General features: G+C 38.6%; 16 protein-coding genes. 6 read left to right on the top strand and 10 right to left on the bottom strand.

Annotated features, from left to right (window positions below):
• Nucleotides 1–222 precede the first annotated feature (222 nt).
• From HYG88_RS11520 to HYG88_RS11500, 5 genes are all read right to left on the bottom strand, one after another.
• Nucleotides 223–846, bottom strand: coding sequence for a molybdenum cofactor guanylyltransferase (locus HYG88_RS11520; RefSeq protein WP_005160395.1), 624 nt, complete (start codon nt 844–846; stop codon nt 223–225).
• The gene (locus tag HYG88_RS11515) at nt 843–3,623 is read right to left on the bottom strand and encodes a nitrate reductase (protein WP_005160397.1); all 2,781 of its coding nucleotides are present in this window, start codon (nt 3,621–3,623) and stop codon (nt 843–845) included. The genes HYG88_RS11520 and HYG88_RS11515 overlap by 4 nt, the downstream gene beginning before the upstream one ends.
• Nucleotides 3,624–3,815: 192 nt before the next feature.
• Nucleotides 3,816–5,435, bottom strand: a complete 1,620-nt coding sequence (gene nirD, locus HYG88_RS11510; protein WP_005160400.1) for a nitrite reductase small subunit NirD — start codon at nt 5,433–5,435, stop codon at nt 3,816–3,818.
• A gap of 11 nt (nt 5,436–5,446) precedes the next feature.
• Entirely contained in the window at nt 5,447–7,993 is a 2,547-nt protein-coding gene (gene nirB, locus HYG88_RS11505) for a nitrite reductase large subunit NirB (RefSeq protein WP_218647880.1), read from the bottom strand.
• A 28-nt stretch (nt 7,994–8,021) separates the two neighbouring features.
• Nucleotides 8,022–9,374, bottom strand: a complete 1,353-nt coding sequence (locus HYG88_RS11500; protein WP_004915549.1) for an MFS transporter — start codon at nt 9,372–9,374, stop codon at nt 8,022–8,024.
• Nucleotides 9,375–9,900: 526 nt separating this feature from the next.
• On the opposite strand from HYG88_RS11500, the gene HYG88_RS11495 reads away from it, so the two are divergent.
• The 5 genes from HYG88_RS11495 (at nt 9,901) to accC (ending at nt 14,528) form a co-directional block, all read left to right on the top strand.
• On the top strand, nt 9,901–10,491 hold the full coding sequence (locus tag HYG88_RS11495; protein WP_178883131.1) for an ANTAR domain-containing response regulator: 591 nt from the start codon (nt 9,901–9,903) through the stop codon (nt 10,489–10,491).
• Complete coding sequence (locus HYG88_RS11490; RefSeq protein WP_178883130.1) at nt 10,492–11,502, top strand: ABC transporter substrate-binding protein; 1,011 nt, start codon at nt 10,492–10,494, stop codon at nt 11,500–11,502.
• Nucleotides 11,503–12,247: 745 nt separating this feature from the next.
• Nucleotides 12,248–12,697, top strand: a complete 450-nt coding sequence (gene aroQ, locus HYG88_RS11485; protein ID WP_005160410.1) for a type II 3-dehydroquinate dehydratase — start codon at nt 12,248–12,250, stop codon at nt 12,695–12,697.
• A 26-nt stretch (nt 12,698–12,723) separates the two neighbouring features.
• Nucleotides 12,724–13,146 carry an acetyl-CoA carboxylase biotin carboxyl carrier protein gene (gene accB, locus HYG88_RS11480; protein ID WP_005160413.1) on the top strand — a complete coding sequence of 141 codons (423 nt, stop codon included), beginning with the start codon at nt 12,724–12,726 and terminating at the stop codon, nt 13,144–13,146.
• A gap of 17 nt (nt 13,147–13,163) precedes the next feature.
• Complete coding sequence (gene accC, locus HYG88_RS11475; RefSeq protein WP_005160431.1) at nt 13,164–14,528, top strand: acetyl-CoA carboxylase biotin carboxylase subunit; 1,365 nt, start codon at nt 13,164–13,166, stop codon at nt 14,526–14,528.
• A 46-nt stretch (nt 14,529–14,574) separates the two neighbouring features.
• On the opposite strand, the gene HYG88_RS11470 is transcribed toward accC, so the two are convergent.
• Complete coding sequence (locus HYG88_RS11470; RefSeq protein ID WP_005160433.1) at nt 14,575–15,051, bottom strand: hypothetical protein; 477 nt, start codon at nt 15,049–15,051, stop codon at nt 14,575–14,577.
• 204 nt (nt 15,052–15,255) lie between these two features.
• On the opposite strand from HYG88_RS11470, the gene HYG88_RS11465 reads away from it, so the two are divergent.
• Nucleotides 15,256–16,746: an amidase gene (locus HYG88_RS11465; protein WP_005160436.1), complete on the top strand. Its 1,491-nt coding sequence runs from the start codon at nt 15,256–15,258 to the stop codon at nt 16,744–16,746.
• 1 nt (nt 16,747) lies between these two features.
• Here the strand turns inward: HYG88_RS11465 and HYG88_RS11460 are convergent, their stop codons facing one another.
• From HYG88_RS11460 to murB, 4 genes are all read right to left on the bottom strand, one after another.
• Nucleotides 16,748–17,920: an MFS transporter gene (locus tag HYG88_RS11460; protein ID WP_178883129.1), complete on the bottom strand. Its 1,173-nt coding sequence runs from the start codon at nt 17,918–17,920 to the stop codon at nt 16,748–16,750.
• A gap of 228 nt (nt 17,921–18,148) precedes the next feature.
• A complete protein-coding gene (locus HYG88_RS11455; RefSeq protein ID WP_005160442.1) occupies nt 18,149–19,177 on the bottom strand; it encodes an alpha/beta hydrolase in 1,029 nt (342 codons plus the stop codon).
• 1 nt (nt 19,178) lies between these two features.
• A complete protein-coding gene (locus HYG88_RS11450) occupies nt 19,179–20,312 on the bottom strand; it encodes a YdcF family protein (protein WP_178883128.1) in 1,134 nt (377 codons plus the stop codon).
• Nucleotides 20,313–20,320: 8 nt separating this feature from the next.
• A complete protein-coding gene (gene murB, locus HYG88_RS11445) occupies nt 20,321–21,355 on the bottom strand; it encodes a UDP-N-acetylmuramate dehydrogenase (RefSeq protein ID WP_005160447.1) in 1,035 nt (344 codons plus the stop codon).
• Nucleotides 21,356–21,358: the final 3 nt, after the last annotated feature.

Genomic DNA, 21,358 nt, shown 5'->3' with positions numbered 1-21,358 from the left:
TGTTCAGATGGCTATTCTACGTTTGATTGGTTTTGGAAAAAAAGAAGAATTTAAGAAAGTGCTCGCAATTTTAAGAAAGAAAAAGCCTGATAGGACAAGGGCTCTATGAAATTTGTCGTGTACAGAGAAATTTCAATATACAACCGAAAACCATTCGCACCAATTAAAAGCAATTTTGTATTTTTTGAAATATTTTGGTGCGATTAACTTAAAGCTAAAATTTTAAATAAACAATTGTTTAAAAAATTTCATCTGCTGGTACTGCTGCAATTCATCTAGCGAATTGATGCTATGACAAAACAGACTTTGCTTTTGCAAAATAACTTGCTGAGAATTTAGCTGTTTAAAACATTCACGCAAGCTCAATTTACCAGCGGAAATTTGTTGTTTTAAAATGGGTAAACTCTCTCTTTTTAATAAACAAAATGGATATAAAGCATCTCCATTAATTGCAACATAAGCCACTAGTGCTTGTGGATTTTTTTGTAGTGCGCGATGCAACTTAATTAAAACTTGATTGGGTATATACGTAACATCGCACGGAATAAACAAAGCATAGTCTGATTGCAGATGGGACCACGCACTTTTCATCCCCATTAATGGACCTAAAAAACCTGTTTGATCATCTGAATAACAATAGATATTCGGTTCAATCTGCTTGTAAATCGAACTATCTCGATGACTGTTTACCCAAATGCTTTGCACTTCTGATTTAAATTTCTGACAAATTTTAGATAGTTGAATTTGATCATCAAATTGTTGAAGTAATTTATTCATGCCATTCATACGGCGTGCTTGTCCTCCCGCCAAGATCACGAGATCTGTAGCGGGAATTTGCATAGTCATGCTTCTGCCTCCAACTGACAAGTCTTAATCAAACCACGAATTTCTGGTAAACATGAACCACAGTTACCACCCGCTTTTAAACATGCTGTGACTTGCTTTTCATGTGTGATATTTTGACTTTTGATCGCTTCAATAATCTTGTTTTTTCCTACTTTGAAACAACTACACACCAATGGACCATCGTTATTAGCAGCAGACATTGGCATACCTGCCAACAATGCTTTACGGTGCAAGGCACTTAATCGCTCACGCTTAAATAAACTTGCAACCCAATCACGATCAGGTAATAACTCAGCAGGTGCAATATAAAGACTTGCGATTAAAATCCCATCTTTGAGTACAATACTATGACTCAATTGTGATGAAATATCTTCAATACTTAACCATTCATATGTTTCATCGACAAAAGGCAAAAAGGTTTTTAAGTTTTTTTGAGTTTGATCAATACTGTGTCGATCGGCAAGCTCATAACGCATTGCTTTTGCAGTTTTGATTTTTGTCCACCAAGCACAAGTCTGTAAAGATGGTTTAATTTGATGTTCGAACCCTTCTCGAACATATAAAACACCCTGCCAAGTTGTATGGAAAGGCTGTATTGATACTGGCGTATGCTTAAACTCAGGTTCACCTGAAATTGCATCCACAACAGGGTTAACTACTTTACCAATCCGAGCATCTGAGGCAACTTGTTCTGTCCAATGAATCGGCGCAAAGATTTGTCCACGACGAACACCTTGAGCCAATGTCACGCGTAATACACAACTTCCCCATGCCGAACGAATCTCGACCAATCCTTTATCGCGAATACCAAATTTAAGCGCATCGTTTGGATGAATCTCACAAAATGGTTCAGCACGATGTGTGGTCAAATTTGCTGATAAACCTGTACGTGTCATGGTATGCCATTGATCCCGAATACGCCCCGTATTCAGAATTAACGGATAATCTTCAGAAACTGAGTGTACGGGATCGATTGCGATCGTTGGAATAAGTTTTGCTTTACGAGAAGCATAACTAAACTCGCCTTGACCAAAAAGTTGCTTAACCGATGTCGTCTGACCTTTTTCCCACACAGGCCATTGCGTTGGTTTTAGCTCGTTATATTCTTCAAGGCTTAGATTGGTTAAACCTTTTAAATTAAAATAACGAAAATTTTCTACCTGATCACGTTCAGCTAAACTTGCATTTTGATATGCAGACAATGCAGCATGCTCATTAAAGATGTCACACGCATTGCTAAAATCAAAACCAGAAAAACCAAGTTTTTTTGCAACTTCAGCAACAGCCCACCAATCTGCTTTGGCTTGTTTTGGTGAAGCTAAAAATGCGCGTTGACGTGAAATTCGACGTTCTGAGTTAGTTACCGTTCCATCTTTTTCACCCCAACCTAATGCTGGTAGCAAAATATCAGCATAAGCCGTGGTATCGGTATCGGAACAAATATCTGAAACAACGACAAATTCACATTTATCCAATGCTCGTTTCACTTGATCAGCATCAGGCAGACTTACCACAGGATTGGTCGCCATAATCCAGATTGCTTTAATTTTTCCACTTTCAACCGCTTTAAACAAATCAACTGCTTTAAGTCCAGCTTGTGTCGCAATGGTCGGGCTATTCCAAAAACTTTGCACCAAATTTTGATGCGTTGCATTATCAATGTCTAAGTGTGCTGCCAACATATTGGCCAGTCCACCAACCTCACGACCACCCATCGCGTTGGGTTGTCCAGTCATTGAAAATGGAGCAGCACCCAGTTTACCAATTTTACCCGTCAGCAAATGACAGTTGATAATACTATTGGCTTTATTCACCCCTTGAGATGATTGATTAACTCCCATTGAAAAAAGAGTCACTACTTTTTCAGTTGTGGCAAATTTATCAAAAAACAATTGTAATTTTTCTTCTGAAATACCTGTGCGCTTCACCAATGCATTGAAGTCGGCTTCTGTTTTACTCGCATCTAAAAGTGCGGCCAAACCTTCGGTATAGCTTTTAACAAAGTGATGATCTACACAATTATTTTTATATAAATACTGAAATAAGCCGTTAAACAAAGCCACATCTTGACCTGGCAAGATTGGCAAATGTAAATCTGCTTGCTCACAAGTGCTCGTAAATCGTGGATCAACAACGACAACAAACAAATCTGGATTTTGACTCTTCGCTTGCATAATCCGTTGATACAAAACTGGATGACACCATGCTGTATTTGAACCAACCAATACCACCATATCAGCATGTTCAAAGTCTTCATAACTTGCAGGTACAATATCTTCACCAAAGCTACGTTTATGTGCGGCAACTGCTGAAGACATGCACAGACGTGAATTGGTATCAATATTGGCTGTGCCTAAATAACCCTTTACGAATTTATTCACCACATAATAATCTTCAGTTAATAACTGGCCCGAAACATAAAATGCCACACTTTCGGGTCCATATTGCTCAATACATGCCTGAAATTGAGTTGCAATTTTGTCAATTGCAACATCCCATGTTGTCACATTACGGTGATTTTTGCGTCCCAACATCGGATTTAAAACACGGGTTTCCAACCCTAAGGTATCTGCTAAATTGCTCCCTTTAATACAGAGTCGCCCAAAATTTGCAGGGTGTTCTGTATCTCCTGAAACTTTAATATTTGAACCTTGTGTTTTATGTTGAACTTCAACATTAACACCACATCCAACGCCACAATATGGACAAGTTGTTTTTGTAATGAGTGTTTGTGCATGATCGGAGCGACTGTGTTCTAAATTTTGAATACTGTTCATGACTGCTCCTTTACCTATTCCATCTTTGCCCTAACTAAAGTTTCGATCGCTTTAAATTGTATGATCCGTGATCAATAGCCAATTTATAATCTACGCCTTAACTTTTATTGTGAATCTTTGGTTGACTACCATAAAGTAGTTAAATGACTGAGTTTTTGGTTTAGGAGAAATTTCTCCTAAACCAAAGTAAGATTAACCTGCTTTTTTCAATGCAAAATCTTTACCAAATAACAATTTATTTCTAAATGTCGAAACAGGTGTTTGATCCGCAATTAACTCGGCATACCACATACCATCTTCGGTATCACCGAATAAAACAGCGCCAATCACTTTATCTTTTTGGATAATAATACGCTTGTAAATATGGCGTTTTTCATCATTTAGAATGATGTCTTCATAATCTTCTTTAGGCTCAAAAATACCTGCTGAAAAGACATCGACACCACTCACTTTAAGCTGAGTTGGTACCGTTGGAGACTTAAACGTTAAGCTACCATGTTCAGCCAAATGGGTTGCGCAAATAAATGCTTGTCCCCACAATGGCTCTACAAGACCAAAAGTCTGATTACGATGCTCAATACATTCACCTACTGCATAAATACTTGGGTCAAATGTTTGCATCGTATCATTGACCAAAATACCACGATTACAACGTAAACCAGCACTTTGAGCCAAAGCAATATTTGGACGAATACCTACAGCAAAGACCACCAAATCAGCATCTAATAAAGTACCATCTTTTAAACGGATCTGACTGACATGACCATTTTTACCAATTAAAGCTTCAGTATTGGCTTCAGTGATAATCTTGATGCCTTTCTCTTCAATGCTATGACGTAGCATACGGCTTGCTCGACCATCTAATTGACGCTCCATGATACGATCCATTAGATGCAGCACTGTTACATTCATGCCACGTTGCTTCAGACCATACGCTGCTTCTAGGCCAAGTAAACCACCGCCAATCACAACTGCATTTTTCTTCGTTTCGCAATATTTAATCATGCTATTCACATCATAAATATCACGGAAACTAATCACACCTTTCAAATCTACACCTTGTACTGGTGGAATAAACGGCTTAGAACCTGTGGCAATAATTAAACGGTCATAATCAACAGTTTCACCTTTTTCTGTACGGACTGTCTTGCGAGTACGATCAATTTTTATCGCAGGATCATCAGCAATAAACTTAATCCCTTTATCGCGATACCAAGCATGAGGATGCAACATAATATCTTCGATCGTTTTCTCACCCGAAAGCACTGGTGACAGCATGATACGGTTATAGTTACCCCAAGGTTCTTCACCAATGACTGTCACTTCATAACGATCTGGCGCCATATCAAGCAAATCTTCTAGGCAACGCATCCCAGCCAAACCATTACCAATCAGAACAAGCTTTAACTTCTCTTGTGAAATTCCATTATTGGTAATATAAGTTTTTTGTGGTACGGCTCCGACCCAGACACGACCATTTTCAATTTTAGTCGGGAAAACCAATAGTTTTTGATCTTTATCTTCTAAGCAGCGTCCAGTCGCCAAACTAAAATGTTGTTTGTAAATCGGTGATGCAATCACGCGTTCACCTTGCAAATCACCAATAATACCGCGCGCCATAACATTCGCTTGGCTGAATGGATCTTTATTGCTTAATGCATAAATACGTTTTTCGCTCCCTACGCGGAATAAAGCAACGGATTGACCCGCAATAAGTGCTCCTACACCTGTATTTGGCGTGATGTCATCAAGGTTACATACATCGACCCATTGATTTTCTGGAAGCATACTCATGTCTTTTAAATTTGTCATTTTCATTCTCCTTATGCTTCTACCATCGGGATACGATCAACTGAACGTTCAGCTTCATTTAATGGACGGATCTGATCACGCACTTCAGTAAATTGAATATATGGATCAGCTTGCTCTTCAGCGCTTGCATTAATGTAAGTTTGGAAGCGTTTACGAATCTCAGGATTCTCTACCGCAGTACGCCATTCGTCTTGATAAGTTCCAATGACATGTGCCATGCGATTTTCAAGTTCTTCTGCAAGACCAAGCGAATCATCGACAATTACAGCTTTGAGATAATCTAAACCACCTTCCATGTTGTCACGCCATACACTCGTACGTTGTAAACGATCAGCAGTTTGGATATAGAACATAAAGAAGCGATCGATATAACGAATCAAAGTTTCAGTATCTAGATCAGAAGCTAAAAGCTCTGCATGGCGTGGTTTCATTCCACCATTACCACACACATATAGGTTCCAGCCTTTTTCTGTCGCAATTACACCAACATCTTTGCCTTGTGCTTCAGCACACTCACGCGTACAACCCGACACAGCCATTTTTAGTTTGTGCGGTGAGCGTAAGCCTTTGTAGCGATTTTCTAATTCAATCGCTAAACCAACAGAATCATCTACGCCATAACGGCACCACGTGCTACCTACACATGATTTCACTGTACGCAATGATTTACCATAAGCATGACCTGACTCGAAGCCTGCTGCATTCAACTCTTCCCAAATAAATGGTAGCTCGTGCAGTTGCGCACCAAATAAGTCAACACGTTGACCACCTGTAATTTTGGTATACAGGTTATATTTTTTAGCAATTTGACCTACAGCAATCAAACCATCTGGCGTGACTTCACCACCTGCCATTCGTGGTACAACTGAGTATGAACCATCCTTTTGGATATTTCCTAAGTAGTAGTCATTACTGTCTTGTAGACCTGCATGCGTTGGTTCCAATACAAAGTCATTCCAGCACGATGCCAAAATGTTTGCTGTCATTGGTTTACAGATATCACAACCTAAACCATGACCATGTTGTTGAATCAAATCATCAAATGTTTTGATTTCATTGACACGCACCAAGTGATAGATCTCTTGACGTGAGTATGGGAAGTGTTCGCATACATGGTTATTAACCGTTACACCTTGACGTTGTAACTCAGACTTTAAAACCTGAGTAACTAATGGCGCGCAACCACCACATGCCGTTGCTGCTTTAGTACATTTCTTTAAAGCACCTAAAGAGGTGGAACCATCACAAATAGCTTGGCAAATATCTGCTTTCGATACATTGTTACATGAACAAATCGTTGCACTGTCTGGAAGTAAATCAACACCGCTACCGCCCGCCTTCGCACCAGAATCAGCAAATCCTGGCATGATTAAACTTTCAGGTGTTTCTGGCAATGCGATACCATTCAGCATCATTTGCAGAAGATCGTTATATTCTTTTGCATCGCCAACCAGTACTGCACCCAGTAATTTGGTTTTATCTGCATCGACAACGATTTTCTTATAAACCAATGCATCTTCATCAGCATAGAAATAGCTAAGTGAGTTCGGTGTCATACCATGTGCGTCACCAACCGATGCCACATCTACACCCATCAATTTCAACTTAGTGCTCATATCAGCACCAGCGAAACAATGTGTTTCTTCAGCTAAGATATGCTTGGCTGCAATACGCGCCATATCATAACCCGGCGCAACGAGACCATAGATTTTATTGTCCCAAAGCGCACATTCACCAATTGCGTAAATATTTTCATCAGAGGTTTGGCAGTAATCATTGATCTTGATACCACCACGCTCACCAAGCGCTAAACCACTTGAACGTGCTAACTCATCACGTGGGCGAATACCTGCTGAGAATAGAATAATGTCTGTTTCAAGCTCGCTCCCATCCGCAAACTTCATCACATGCGTTGCACTTTCTCCCGCTTCAATAGATGAAGTTGCTTTTTGAGTATGAACTTTTACACCCAGATTCTCGATTTTACGGCGTAAAACTTTACCACCTAAGTCATCAATTTGAACCGCCATTAAGCGTGGTGCAAACTCAACAACGTGCGTTTCTAGGTTTAAATCACGTAAAGCTTTTGCAGCCTCTAAGCCTAATAAACCACCACCAATCACTACACCTGACTTTGACTTTAAGCTTGCAGCACGAATCGCATCTAAATCTTCAATGGTTCGATAAACAAAACAGTTCTCACGGTCATTGCCTGAAATTGGTGGAACAAATGCATATGAGCCTGTTGCCAATACCAATTTGTCGTAGCGAATCACATCACCAAAACTTGTTGTCACTGTTTTTTCGACAGCATCGATTGCAATGGCTTTGGTATTCAAGCGTAAGTCAATACCATGTGCATCTGCAAAATCAAAACGTGCAAGTGATAAGTCTTTTGCTGATTTTCCTGAAAAATATTCAGTTAAATGTACACGATCATATGCAATACGTGGTTCTTCAGCAAGAATTGTTATCTCTAATTCATCATCAGCTTTCTCTATGATGGCTTCGATGAATTTATGACCCACCATACCGTGACCAATCATCACTAATTTCATTGTGTTTCTCCTAAAATCTAATCTGAGATTAAGCTGCGCTGTTTTGTTCTGAGCCACGTTCTAAAATTGCTTGTTCAAATAAACGTTGTTCTTTTTCTTTATGCTCTACCGAAAATCGGATAAGCATGACCGAACTCGCAGCAATGACCACTAAGCCACCTAAAACCATTAAACAAGTTTGAATATCCAACATACCTTTCAATAAGAAACCTGCCGCCACTGCACCAACGTTTCCACCTGCACCGATGATGCCTGCAACACCACCTAGCGCTTCGCGATCAATGAATGGAACAAGCGCATAAGTCGCACCACATGCCATGTGTGTGAATAATGCAAATACCGTCATTACGAGAATAGCGAGTACAGGTCCATTCATTTGCGAGAACAACATTAAGAAAAGCCCTTCGCCAAGGATCAATCCAAACAGTACTTTAGTACGACCATCCAATCCTTTTTTGAGTGCAACTTTGTCTGAAAGAATCCCACCCAATGCACGGGCAAATAATGCGAGCAAACCAAAGATACCTGCTGCTAAACCAGCTTCTTTTAATCCGAAACTAAAGTGTTCGACGTAGTACATCGCAATGATGTTATGGATAAAGATTTCGATACCGAAACAAGCTGCATATGAGAAGAAGAGAATCCATACGCGGTAGTTGCGTGCAGCATGCATTAAGATTGCTAGACCACCTTTTTTATCGCTACCAACAACCACACCTTGAGCACGTAACTCTTTGAAATCACCTTGAGGACAATCTTGAGTAAACTTCCAGTAAAGGAAACCTACGATCACCATCATGACACCTGGAACGATTAGTGCGAGTCTCCAACCAAATGCTTGCTCAACACCAAACATCACCAATGCAGATAGTAATAACGGCATGAGTGCTTGTGTTGCCCCACCACCAGCATTACCCCAGCCAGCAGAGGCTGCGTTTGCAGTTCCCACGACATTTGGAGCAAACATGATGCTAGTGTGGTATTGCGTAATTACAAAACTCGCACCAATTGCACCAATTAATAAGCGAAAGAACAGAAATGATTCATAACTATTTGCAGATGCGACACCAAAAACGGGGATACTGCCGATAATCAACAAAGCGGTATATGTTTTACGTGGTCCGTACTTGTCACATAAAGGACCAACAATCAAACGGACTAAGATGGTGATTGCGACTGCTGCGATATTGATATTTGCAATTTGATCTTTAGTCAGATGAAATTCACCTGCAATGACTGGCATTAAAGGTGCACATGCAAACCAAGCAAAGAAACAAACGAAGAAAGCAAGCCAACTCATGTGGAATGCCCGCATCGCTGGTGCAGAAAAGTTAAATAACTTTATTGATGTGGCTTTTTTCGCCGATAAATCTAAAGACATTGCCATCTCCTATACTGAACGTATACTGCTTTGTTGACACATGTCGCTGTGTAAACAAACCGATCAGATCGGACATCGTTGGCCGTCTTAAAATTTTTTAAAAAGTCTTCATTGACTCAATAAAGAAAATGCAAATGTTATGCCAATTAATAAATTAAAAATCAAAAACAATATTAACCATTGTTTAATAATGATTTTTTATAAAATAAATAGCGTTTTAAATATCTTTTAATTGATTGAATAAATGCCGAATACATCAATGAACTGTTTTAAAGCACAATTAAACATGCTTCAAAATAATTCTTTTTATGCACCAACAATGAACATTAATTATTTTTAACAAAGATCACATCCATTTGTTATTTGTTTCCCTTAGCTGCAACGATACAATAAAGCGCACAAAATCGAGGCTAAAGTAATGCCTGCACTGAATAGATCACTCCTCATGGCATTAATTTTGCTTCAAAAAAATACTTAAAGCGCATTATGCTAAATGTGCATTGACTTAGAATTTGACTTTATATTTATGCCGAAACTCAAAATCGCACTCATAGATGATGATCAGGCTCGAGCTGAATACATTAAAACATGTTTAATTCAACATGACTTTGATGTCGTTGCTAGTTTGACTTTAGATCACCTCAATGTTTTTAAATTAGAACATCTTCAAGCAGATGTTATTTTGCTTGATATGGATCACCCTCATCGTGATGTAATTGAGAGTTGCGTAAGCAATTTTGACTTACCAACGGTATTATTCACCAAGAACACTGACCGAGATATGATTAAACAGGCGATTGATGCAGGGATTACCGCCTATATCGTTGATGGTATCGATCCAAACCGATTACACACCATTTTAGACATTTCGATTCAACAATACAAAAAACATAAAAAGTTGGAAGGTGATCTCAAAGATGCAAAGACCAAACTAGCGGATCGTAAGGATGTTGAGAAAGCTAAAGTCCTACTCATGCAATTACACGGATTAACCGAAGACAAAGCATTTCAACTGCTTAGAAAAAATGCCATGAGCCATCGTATGACCATTGGTGAAATGTCACGTCGCTTGCTCGATGCACAACAACTTTTGAACAACCAATTAAAGGATGAATAAATGAGCAGTTTAGAAAAAAGTGAATTGCAACTTGGCTACATCCCTTTGCTCGATTGTATTACCTTATTATGGGCAAAACAGCGTGGTTTGTTTGAAGCAGTAGGTCTAAACGTTACTTTAACCAAAGAAGCTTCTTGGGCAAGCCTACGTGATCGACTGGCTTTTGGTCTTTTAGATGCTGCACATTGCTTATCTGCCATGTTACCTGCAGCCGCAATAGGTGCTGATCAAATTGGTATTCCATTACAAACGCCGCTCGTTCTCAGTGAAAATCGAGCTTTTATAAGTTTAAGTCAAAAACTGTGTTATCAGTTAGATATAAAGAAATATGATGCTGTAGAGCTATCAGCTAAAAAATTAGTAGAACACATGAAAAAAAATCACGTGGTCTCTTTAGGACATGTTTTCCAGCATTCCATCCATCATTATTGCTTAAGAGAATGGCTAGCATTAGCAGATTCTGAACTGGCACATTCAATACAACTCAAAACCTTACCACCTCCATATATGGTAGAAGCGCTAAATAACCATTTAATTGATGGTTTTTGTGTTGGCGAGCCATGGAATACTCAGGCAGAATTGGCGGGATTAGCGCAAATTGTCGGTTCGAGCCAAGACATCATTCCCAATGTTGCGGATAAAGTTCTAGCTGTAACGCAAGAGTGGGCTCAACAGCATCCAAATACATTAATTGCCTTAACTCGCGCAATCTTGCAGGCTCAACAAGAGTTACGTGTGTTAGAAGATTTTGAACCTGCCTGGCAACTTTTAATTGATTTTGATGTCATCCAGTTTGAATGTTCGCCAAGCATTCATGTTGAAAAATACTATACGATCCAAGATATAATTCGGAACTTCGTTAAAAGTAGCGCTATACCTAAAAGTACAGATTTTGAATGGTTATTTCAGCAAATGCAAAAATGGAACAATTTGCCTGTAGGTTCTATAGATTACGAAAATAAAGCGCAAAGTTTTCTACTATTAGATACTTATTTAGCAGCATCAAAATAAGAGAACTCGTGATAAAAAAAGCTGTCTTGTGAAAAAGACAGCTTTGAAAAGACCCATAAGAGATTCTGCCAATCGAGAGCGATCTCTTATGTAATAGGTATACTATCTATATTCAATTTATCTTTTTCGGACATTTTCATGTCATTAGCAGCCATACAAAACTTCACAATTCATCTTTTTTGCCAATAAGCCACTTTCGTCGATTTAATCAACCCCCTACCCACGAGCTTGAACCCAATGTCAAATTAAAGCTAATGCTTATTATCAATCTAAACTAGCATATTTTTATAATTCAGTATCACGACGCTTCATCCACTGCTCTCTTTAGAAGTATGTTTATACTAATTTTAAAAAATCCATTAGAATTAAAACAAATATTTTTCAAAAGTTTAGAATAAAAAAATATTCATAGTTTGAAATAAACATATGAACTAATTAGAACTCAATTTAAGTTTCAAAAAAGCAAATCAATGAATTACATGACCTTCGAGTTACACAAATTACATGAACGAAATAAGGTAATTCAGTTTAAAATAGTGAAAAATAAATAAGCCTGAAATTTGTCATATTTTAACATTGCCATTTCCTTGCAAAGTTTTCATTATATGCAGCATGCTTGGTATGCAATTTTCTTCATCCATTAAAAGAAATTATAAGAAAAAATGCAGAATTTTGTGCCATAATAAGCAAACTTTGCAGACATCTTGCAAAAAACATTTGCAGATTTAGAACTGGAGCAGGCTGAATGAGCTCAACCATTTTGGTAATTCACGGACCGAATTTGAACTTGCTAGGAAAACGCGAACCAGAGGTTTATGGTTATCTCACCTTAGATGATATTAACCAGCAACTCACCACTCAAGCCCAACAAGCATCATTTACACTAGATACATTTCAAAGCAACTGGGAAGGTGCGATTGTCGATCGCATTCATCAAGCACAAACTGAAGGGGTTAAATTTATCATTATTAACCCTGCAGCCTTGACTCATACTTCAGTTGCTCTACGCGATGCCCTTCTTGGCGTTGCGATTCCATTTATTGAGGTTCATTTGTCAAATGTTCACGCCCGTGAATCATTCCGTCATCACTCATATTTATCAGACAAAGCCATTGGTGTTATTTGTGGCTTAGGTGCGAAGGGTTACTCCTTTGCTCTCGATTTTGCAATCGAAAAAATTCAATCTTCTAACTAATTTATACATTTCAGGAATGCTCACTCATGGATATCCGTAAAATCAAGAAACTCATCGATTTGATGATTGAATCTGACTTACAAGCGATTGAAGTTAAGGAAGGTGATCAATCCATCTCATTAACTCGCCCTACTCCAGTTTACGCAGCGGCACCTTTGGCAGCAGCACCTAGTGCTTCTGCTCCTGCGGCTCCAGCAGCAAAAACACCTCGTGGCGCCGTAGAAACGTCACCGATGGTTGGTGTGTTCTATTCTGCACCAAGCCCAGGCGAAGGCCCATTCGTAAATGTAGGTCAAACAGTTTCTGCAGGTGAAACACTGGGTATCATCGAAGCGATGAAAATCATGAACCCAATTGAGGCGACTAAAAGCGGCGTGATTGAAGAAATCTTGGTAAAAAATGGTGAAGTGATCCAATTTGGTCAACCACTTTTCCGCTACCGCGCCTAATTAATTTGGGGATTCTAATGTTGCAAAAAGTATTAATTGCAAATCGCGGTGAAATCGCCTTACGAATTACGCGAGCTTGTAAAACGCTTGGCATTAAAACAGTTGGTATTTATTCTGATGCTGACAAAGACTTAATGCATTTACGCTTCGTTGATGAAGCTGTCTGTATTGGGCCGGGTACCACAAGTGAAAGTTATTTAAATATTCCTGCAATTATTACTGCTGCAGAAATTACAGGTGCGGATGCCATCCATCCTGGATACGGCTTTTTGTCTGAAAATGCTGAATTTGCTGAAATTGTAGAAAGCTCAGGTTTTATTTTTATTGGTCCTCGCCCTGAACACATTCGTCTTATGGGTAACAAGGTATCCGCGATTATTGCCATGAAAAAGGCTGGCGTACCCACCGTCCCTGGATGTGACCATGCTGTAACGATTAACAATGCACTTGCTGAAGCAAAAGAAATTGGCTTCCCGTTGATCGTCAAAGCAGCATCAGGCGGCGGCGGTCGTGGTATGCGTATCGTTGAACGTGTCGACACATTACTTGAATCAGTTCAAGCTGCACAACGTGATGCTGAGATGTGGTTTGGTGATGATACTGTATACATGGAGCGCTTCTTACAGAAACCTCGACATGTAGAAGTTCAAGTGTTAGGTGATGGTAACGGTCATGCAATCCATTTATATGACCGAGACTGTTCTTTACAACGTCGTCATCAAAAGGTGTTAGAAGAAGCCCCTGCTCCAAATCTACCAGAACAAGCACGTGCTGATATTTTAGAAGCATGTGTCAATGCTTGTAAGTTGATGCAATACCGTGGTGCTGGAACTTTTGAGTTTTTATTTGAAGAAGGAGAATTCTTCTTTATCGAAATGAATACTCGTGTTCAAGTTGAGCATCCTGTAACTGAAATGGTTACTGGCATTGATATTATTGAACAACAACTGCGGATTGCGGCTGGTTTAGGTTTAAATATTGAACAGCATGAAGTCGAAGTAAAAGGTCATGCGATTGAATGCCGTATCAATGCTGAAGATCCGACCACCTTCTTACCTTCTCCTGGTAAAATAGAAAACTTCTATGCACCAGGCGGCGCAGGTATTCGTTTAGATTCTCATATTTATCAAGGCTATAGTATTCCGCCGTATTATGATTCGATGATTGCAAAACTCATTGCTCATGGTAAAGACCGTCAAACATCTTTAGCTCGTATGCGTCAAGCTTTAGATGAAATGATTCTGACTGGAATTAAAACCAACATTCCATTGCACAAAGATCTTATCTTGCAGGACAGAAACTTCTGTGAACAGGCTATGGATATTCACTATCTAGAAAAACATCTGCTAAAACAGCTTGAACCGAAAGCTGAAAAAGCATAAATAAAATAGCCTCTAAGTTAAGAGGCTTTTTTATTATTCAATCTTTCTAAGGTAGGACACGGCGTAATGTCGCAAAACATTTTTCGCCTTTTTCATTGGCGCAAAAATTAATGGTGTGATCATTTTCCCATTTCACAAAATATTGCGAAACTTCACCAGTTTGGTCTAGTGTTTGACCTGAGCAATCCATTTGATTATTGTCATACTTAATCTGTAAAACTAATGCAGGTAAACGCTCTTTATGATCTTCTGAAGGTTGATAATCATATAAACCATAAGACCATTCTTGGTTACTCTTAATTACGACCTCATTCATTCCACGAAAATTATAGTATTCGACACACTTCTTATTATTAGGAATTTCCATTCCCCATAGCCCCATGATTTCAGGACGAGTTATCACCCGAATCGCATTTGCTTTAGCCAATTGTTGTGCTGTTACTGCTTTTTCATTTACGACCGTGTCTGCCATAGTCCATGTTGAGCAAGCCCATAATAATCCAATAATATAAATATTTTTCATAGATTTAATTAAGTCGTAATTTAAACGGTGCAAGGCTTTAAATTAGCATATTTTTTGAGAAAAACATGCATTCATAACCATATAAACACAATATTTTTAGCTTGAATTTTATTTGATTGTTATGGCATTTTTTCAGGTATGCTAGTTCTAGATTTATAGTTTTTTTATTTACTTTATAAAGATTTAGCTTTAGGGATAAAAGCCATGAAATTTTCTGAATATGTGCAATATGATGGTTTAGGATTAGCAGAATTGGTCAAAAGCAAACAAGTTCATCCTTCAGAATTATTAAAAATTGCATTAGAACGAACAGATAAAGTCAATCCAAAGCTAAATGCCATTATTATTCCAATGTATGAGCAAGCGAAGCAGCGCACACAGCAAAAATCCTCTGGGTTATTTGCAGGCGTTCCTTTTCTAGTCAAAGACTTATTCCAAGAATATCAAGGTATTCCAACCTCTTATGGTAGCCAAGCGCTAAAAAAAATTAACTATACACCTGATTTTAATGCTGAAATCGTAAACCGCTGGGAACAAACAGGGATTATCACTTTTGGTCGTACGAACACGCCTGAGTTTGGTATCAAAGGAATTACAGAACCTGATGCTTGGGGAGCTTGCCACAATCCGTGGAATTTAAAACACAATAGCGGTGGTTCTTCTGGTGGATCAGGCTCTGCAGTTGCAGGTGGAATCGTCCCGATTGCTGGCGCAGGTGACGGTGGCGGTTCAATTCGTATCCCCGCTTCTTATTGTGGTTTATTTGGATTAAAGCCGAGTCGTGGTCGTACACCTTGGGGGCCACAATACAGTGAAGCAATGCATGGTGCTGCCATGCAACATGTTCTCTGCAAAACAGTTCGCGATAGTGCTGCCATGCTCGATGCAGTTCAAGGCCCAGAACAAACTTCACTTTTTAGAATAGAAGCACCTGAAAAGAAATATTTAGATATCATTCAACAGGCTCCAAGAAAACTCAAAATTGCTTTTAATACTCAATCACCGATTGGAACAAAAATTTCTAAAGACGCGATTCAAGCTGTTCAACAAACCGCTAAGTTACTGGAGTCTTTAGGGCATATTGTTGTAGAAGATCGTCCAAAAATAGATGGTTTAGCATTAGGAAAAGACTTTATAACGACTTGGTTCAGCCAGTTCTCGTATATGCAGGCACAAATTAAACAAATGGCAGGTGCAACTGATCATGATTTCGAATTAGATTCTATTGCTCTCGCTGCTTTTGGGGCTAAGACAACCGCAACAGAATATATTCATACGCTTAATAATTGGGGGCTTTATAGCACTCAAATGAACATTTTCTTTGAAAAATATGACCTTTATTTAACCCCAACAACAGCATCAGTCGCCCCAAAGAATGGGGAAGTTGCGACACCTAATTGGCAAAAACCAATCTTGAAAGGACTGTTAAAAGTAGGAAAAGCGCACTATCTTGCACAAGGTAAATTAGTTGAAAAAATGGTACAGGATAATTTAAGTTGGGTACCTTTTACGCAGTTAGCAAATGTTACAGGTCTACCTGCCATGTCAGTCCCATTATATTGGAACAAAAATGGCTTACCTTTAGGCAGCCAGTTTATTGCACCTTTTGGACGTGAAGATCGTTTATTGCAACTTGCAGCACAATTAGAACAGACACAACCATGGATGTCTCAATATCAGAATATTCAACTCTAACCTAAGTTTTAGTTGCCGTTTCCAATTGATTCGGCAGCCAAAATACTAAAAACAAACCGACGAGTACAATACCGCTTGCATATAAGAAAATTGTTGCGCCTGAAAATACTTGCCAATAATGCCCAGCTAATAGACTTCCAGATGCGACCCCTAACCCCCACATGGTGCTGTAAAGTGCTTGTCCCCGCCCTTGTTGCTCAGCTGAAAAATTTTGAAAAATCACTTTCATTGCAATTAAGTGAAATAATCCAAAACTAAAGGCATGTAAACATTGAGCAAATAACTGGCCCAAAAAATGTGTGTTTAATATACTAACCAAAAACCAGCGTAAACTTGTCAAAATCAAGCATACTGCAACTAGTGTCCGCCAAGAGAAACGAGTAAAGAAAACTTTTTGCGCTATGGCAAACATGATAATTTCTGCAATTACGCCTGTTGCCCACAGCGTTCCAATTTGTGTCGTACTAAACCCAATCTCTTTTAAAAAATTACTATAAAAACTATAAAATGGCGCTTGTGAGAATAATAAAACAAATTCAATCGCAAAAAATGCAGCCACAGTAGGTCGTTTAAAAATAGGTAATATAGATTCTAGTTTTTTTTGCGAGCTAGGCGCATGTTCAGGTTCTTTAATGCTAAATGACCACAAAAAAGCTAAAAAAGAAACAGCTAGAAGTAAAATGGGTAGCATTGAAATTTGAATAATTTCTAATAAAGCTCCGATAATGAATACGCCTAATATGAAGCCAACAGATCCCCACTTTCTAACTTTTCCATAAAGCTCTGCGCGTTTATCCCCCAACCAGAATAAAGTAACGCCTTCAAATTGCGCCAAAATTGCATTTTGAAAGAAACTAAAGATCAGCATAAGTAGTGCAACAGATTGAAAGCTATTCGGGATGACAAAGATGGCAAACCAGATGCAGGCTTCCATCCATGTTGCAATACGCACTAGCAACATTCGTTTGCCTGATTTATCAGCAATCCAGCCCCAAATCAGCGGTGCAAAAAAACGAGTAATAATCGCAATTGAAGACAAAATACCAATTTCTTGATAATTGAAACCTTGATCTTGTAGATACAAGTTCCAATAAGGCATGAATGTACCCACTATGGAATAGTAGAATAGGTAGAAACCACCCAAGCGGGTCTGGATATTCAGGGAATGCAACAAATTAAGAGCCTTATCAACAAATGTAGACTGAAAAAATCGGAAAATTTATCAAGATAGGTTGAAGTGAATTTTAGCTGATTTAAGAGAATAATTCTCAAGTCTAACAATTCATTACTTGTGGTAAATCACGGTTCTTGGCAAGGTTTCTCTATTGCTGAATAATAGGAATCTCCTGCCTATGGCTAGCCCTGCACAAGCTCATTGCCAGTAGATTATAAAAAATCACCACTAGTAATAGTGGTGATTTGGTTTTGCATGTAAAAATGCAGGAATCAATCCAGTCAAAGCAGCTCGAATATCTGCACGCTCATTAATCAATTGATGTGAACCCTCTTCCAACATCAACAAGGTCTGTAATCTAAATTTTCGGCGAATATATTCAATGTTATAACGCCAATCTACCGTTTGATCGAGTGCACCTTGAGCAAGCCATACGGGAATACGACATGCAGGTCGATGTTCCATTTCTAACATCCATTTGGACATTGCTAAAATCCAATCCATACCCATCATTCGAGGCTGTAACGGATCAGTTAGGCGAATAAATCTTAAAAACTCAGGATTATGATTATTACGACGGAAATGTCGTGGTACTTGGCTCTTTATACGACGAATAATTCCTAAGCCAACAGAATTATGCCACCAAGCTGTTTTTGCGGGTCGAATCAATGGCGATAAGAGCAACACTCGATTAACGATCGGATCCTCTCTACGCTCTGCAAATTCAAGTAAATGATGCATCCAAATCGCACCACCAGTACTTTGCCCTATTCCTAACCATGGTTTTGGTAGTTGTTTAGCACTACGAACAACATCATAAACTGCATGCAATACTTGCTGGTAATGGTCAAAATTCTGAATACTTGCTGGTGAACCATTACTTAATCCATGACCGGGCAAATCGTATGTAATAACACTGAATCCTTGATCAAGAATTTCTTTTATAATGGGTTGATAAATACCACTATGTTCTAAGTATCCATGTAATAAGCATACCGTACCTAAAATCTTTTCGCGTTGAGGTTGAAATACTTGTACATGTAAACGAAATAATGGCATTTCAACATAGCCTTGCCAGTGTTCGCATTCAAGTAAATCTAAACCATAAAGCTTTCTATAGGCTTGTAGTGCTTTTGAAGGTTCTATTATTTTTGATAAATCAAGCGGCTCTAAAAGCTGAGGCGTTGTTTCTCTATTAGGGATAGGTAAATCCAATTGTTTAAGTATTGTCGGATTTAAAAATGGAATATTGGACATATTATGGTATCTCTCGACAATGACTTGAGCCAAAAAGCGTATCACGAATCGTTGCTAGCAATTCATAGTTAGCACGACGACTGTGATCATAGTTTTGTTCACTTGGTCGCCAGTCTGTCAATGGTGTTGGCATCGGTGCGATCACAGGAACAGTTTCAATTCCATTGAGTGCAAATAAACGTCTTGTTCGTGGCATATGATATTCATCTGTGATGAGAATGACTGTCGGTGCGCCACCTTTCTTTTGCAGTAATAATGAACTAAATCTGGAGTTTTCACAGGTATTCATACTTCTATTTTCTAGAAGCTTCGCTTCTATACCTCGTTCTTTAAGCCAAGCTTGCATATAAGGTGCTTCAACACCACTTAAAACAATAGGAAGAGGATATTGCTTTTCGACTTGCAAAGTTTTTTCCAAACGAAGACGTGTATAGTTATTTACAACAATATCTTTACCATTTGCACCAAGTGTCAAGCCACCGCCTAAAACAACAATTGCATATGGCTGAGACAATCCTTGCGACTCGTTCATTCCATCCTTGTTCTTCTTCAGATCAACTAAATCTTTATTTGTCTCGTCTTTTTCATCTGAATAAACAGGTAACTCAACAGGATATGTTTCTAAAAAAGCAATATATTTTCCCATTAAAGCCTGATTATCAGGCGTATTCCACTGTAAAAAATCCATTGGCGTACTTGCTGCTACAGCAGAACTCTCTTGTTCCTGTTCTGATTTCTCCGCCATTAATGGAATATTGGTCTGCTGGTTTTCTTCTACATTTTCACGTTCTTGCTCTTCGGTAATCAGTTGTTGTAATAATTTATAACGTGCTTGAATTAATCTTAAATCTTCAGGTTTTTCAGACCGAAATGTTTTTTCCATTAACTTGAGATAAGCTTGGCGCGCAATCCACAAATTAGACCCCGGCTCCAAAGTTTCATGCTCGCTTAATGCAGCTGGTTTCTGACTTTGTGCAGCAACTTCATTCACATCAACAGGTACAAATCGGTTTAGCCCCTTTACAACCAATTGCGAATAAAATGGCGAATATAAAAAAAGTACATAGCAGCCTAATAGCACGAAAAATATAGTTATGATTCGTACTAAGCCAATCATCCAATGTACTTTACCCATAAAATTCCTTATACATGATGCGCTTCGATTAAGCCTTGCTCACTATACAGCACTGGTTCAGGTTCTAATTGAATATTAAATTTCTGTTTTACATCACTTTGTACAGTTTGATAGGTATTTTTAACATCAGCTAATGTCGCATCTGCATAATTCACTAACACCAATGCCTGTTTATCAAACATTCCAACAGAACCAAGTTGTTTACCTTTCCAACCTGCTTGATCAATCAACCAACCCGCTGCAACTTTAACATTGCTATGTGTTTGAGGATAATGGGGAATATTTGGAAAATGTTGAGCAATTTTGCCAAATTCAGCTTCAGTCAAGATTGGATTCTTAAAAAAGCTTCCAACATTTGGAAATTCTTTTGGATCAGGCAATTTACTTTGACGAATATGAATCACCTGATTTTGTAAATTTTCAGCTGTGAATTCCTCTCCAACAGCTTGTTTAAGATCACCATAACTCAACTTCAAATCAGCTTTTTTTAATAGTTTGAAAGTAACACTGACGATGATGTAGCGGTTTGGATAGTCTTTGAAAATACTATGGCGATAAGCAAAGTGACAGTCCGAACCTGAAATAGAATCAAATACTTTTAGTTGACGATCATAGACTTGAACAGAATCGATAAACTCACCAACTTCAACACCATAGGCACCAATATTCTGCACAGGTGATGCACCCACTAAGCCGGGAATGAGTGCGAGGTTTTGCAAACCAAACCATTGTTGTTGAGTGCTGTACAACACAAAGTCATGCCATACTTGCCCAGCACCCACTTTAACTGTGATGGTATTTTCATCTTCAGCGAGAACATTTATCCCTTGTATATTTAAATGCAACACCAAAGCTTGAATCTGTTGGGGTAATAACACATTACTTCCACCAGATAAAATCAAAGCATTCAAATTGTGTTGCTCAGCAAAGTTTAATGCCTCGATCACATCATCAGGATGATTGATTTGAACATAATGCGAAGCAATAGCACTCAAATTTAATGTATTTAAGTTTTTAAGCTGAACTTGTGCTTGTACCTGCATATT

This window comes from Acinetobacter sp. SwsAc4 (genome assembly GCF_013391535.1).
In the GTDB taxonomy this organism is placed as follows: domain Bacteria; phylum Pseudomonadota; class Gammaproteobacteria; order Pseudomonadales; family Moraxellaceae; genus Acinetobacter.
This window is presented reverse-complemented; position numbering and strand designations above follow the sequence as displayed.

Bases quoted from the DNA above. Each gene is read 5' to 3' on its own strand.
- HYG88_RS11515 (WP_005160397.1), bottom strand. From the start codon at position 3,623: ATGAACAGTATTCAAAATTTAGAACACAGTCGCTCCGATCATGCACAA.
- HYG88_RS11500 (WP_004915549.1), bottom strand. From the start codon at position 9,374: ATGTCTTTAGATTTATCGGCGAAAAAAGCCACATCAATAAAGTTATTT.
- HYG88_RS11470 (WP_005160433.1), bottom strand. From the start codon at position 15,051: ATGAAAAATATTTATATTATTGGATTATTATGGGCTTGCTCAACATGG.
- murB (WP_005160447.1), bottom strand. From the start codon at position 21,355: ATGCAGGTACAAGCACAAGTTCAGCTTAAAAACTTAAATACATTAAAT.
- HYG88_RS11455 (WP_005160442.1), bottom strand. From the start codon at position 19,177: ATGTCCAATATTCCATTTTTAAATCCGACAATACTTAAACAATTGGAT.
- HYG88_RS11490 (WP_178883130.1), top strand. From the start codon at position 10,492: ATGAGCAGTTTAGAAAAAAGTGAATTGCAACTTGGCTACATCCCTTTG.
- HYG88_RS11520 (WP_005160395.1), bottom strand. From the start codon at position 846: ATGACTATGCAAATTCCCGCTACAGATCTCGTGATCTTGGCGGGAGGA.
- accC (WP_005160431.1), top strand. From the start codon at position 13,164: ATGTTGCAAAAAGTATTAATTGCAAATCGCGGTGAAATCGCCTTACGA.
- nirB (WP_218647880.1), bottom strand. From the start codon at position 7,993: ATGAAATTAGTGATGATTGGTCACGGTATGGTGGGTCATAAATTCATC.
- accB (WP_005160413.1), top strand. From the start codon at position 12,724: ATGGATATCCGTAAAATCAAGAAACTCATCGATTTGATGATTGAATCT.
- HYG88_RS11465 (WP_005160436.1), top strand. From the start codon at position 15,256: ATGAAATTTTCTGAATATGTGCAATATGATGGTTTAGGATTAGCAGAA.
- aroQ (WP_005160410.1), top strand. From the start codon at position 12,248: ATGAGCTCAACCATTTTGGTAATTCACGGACCGAATTTGAACTTGCTA.
- HYG88_RS11450 (WP_178883128.1), bottom strand. From the start codon at position 20,312: ATGGGTAAAGTACATTGGATGATTGGCTTAGTACGAATCATAACTATA.
- nirD (WP_005160400.1), bottom strand. From the start codon at position 5,435: ATGACAAATTTAAAAGACATGAGTATGCTTCCAGAAAATCAATGGGTC.
- HYG88_RS11495 (WP_178883131.1), top strand. From the start codon at position 9,901: ATGCCGAAACTCAAAATCGCACTCATAGATGATGATCAGGCTCGAGCT.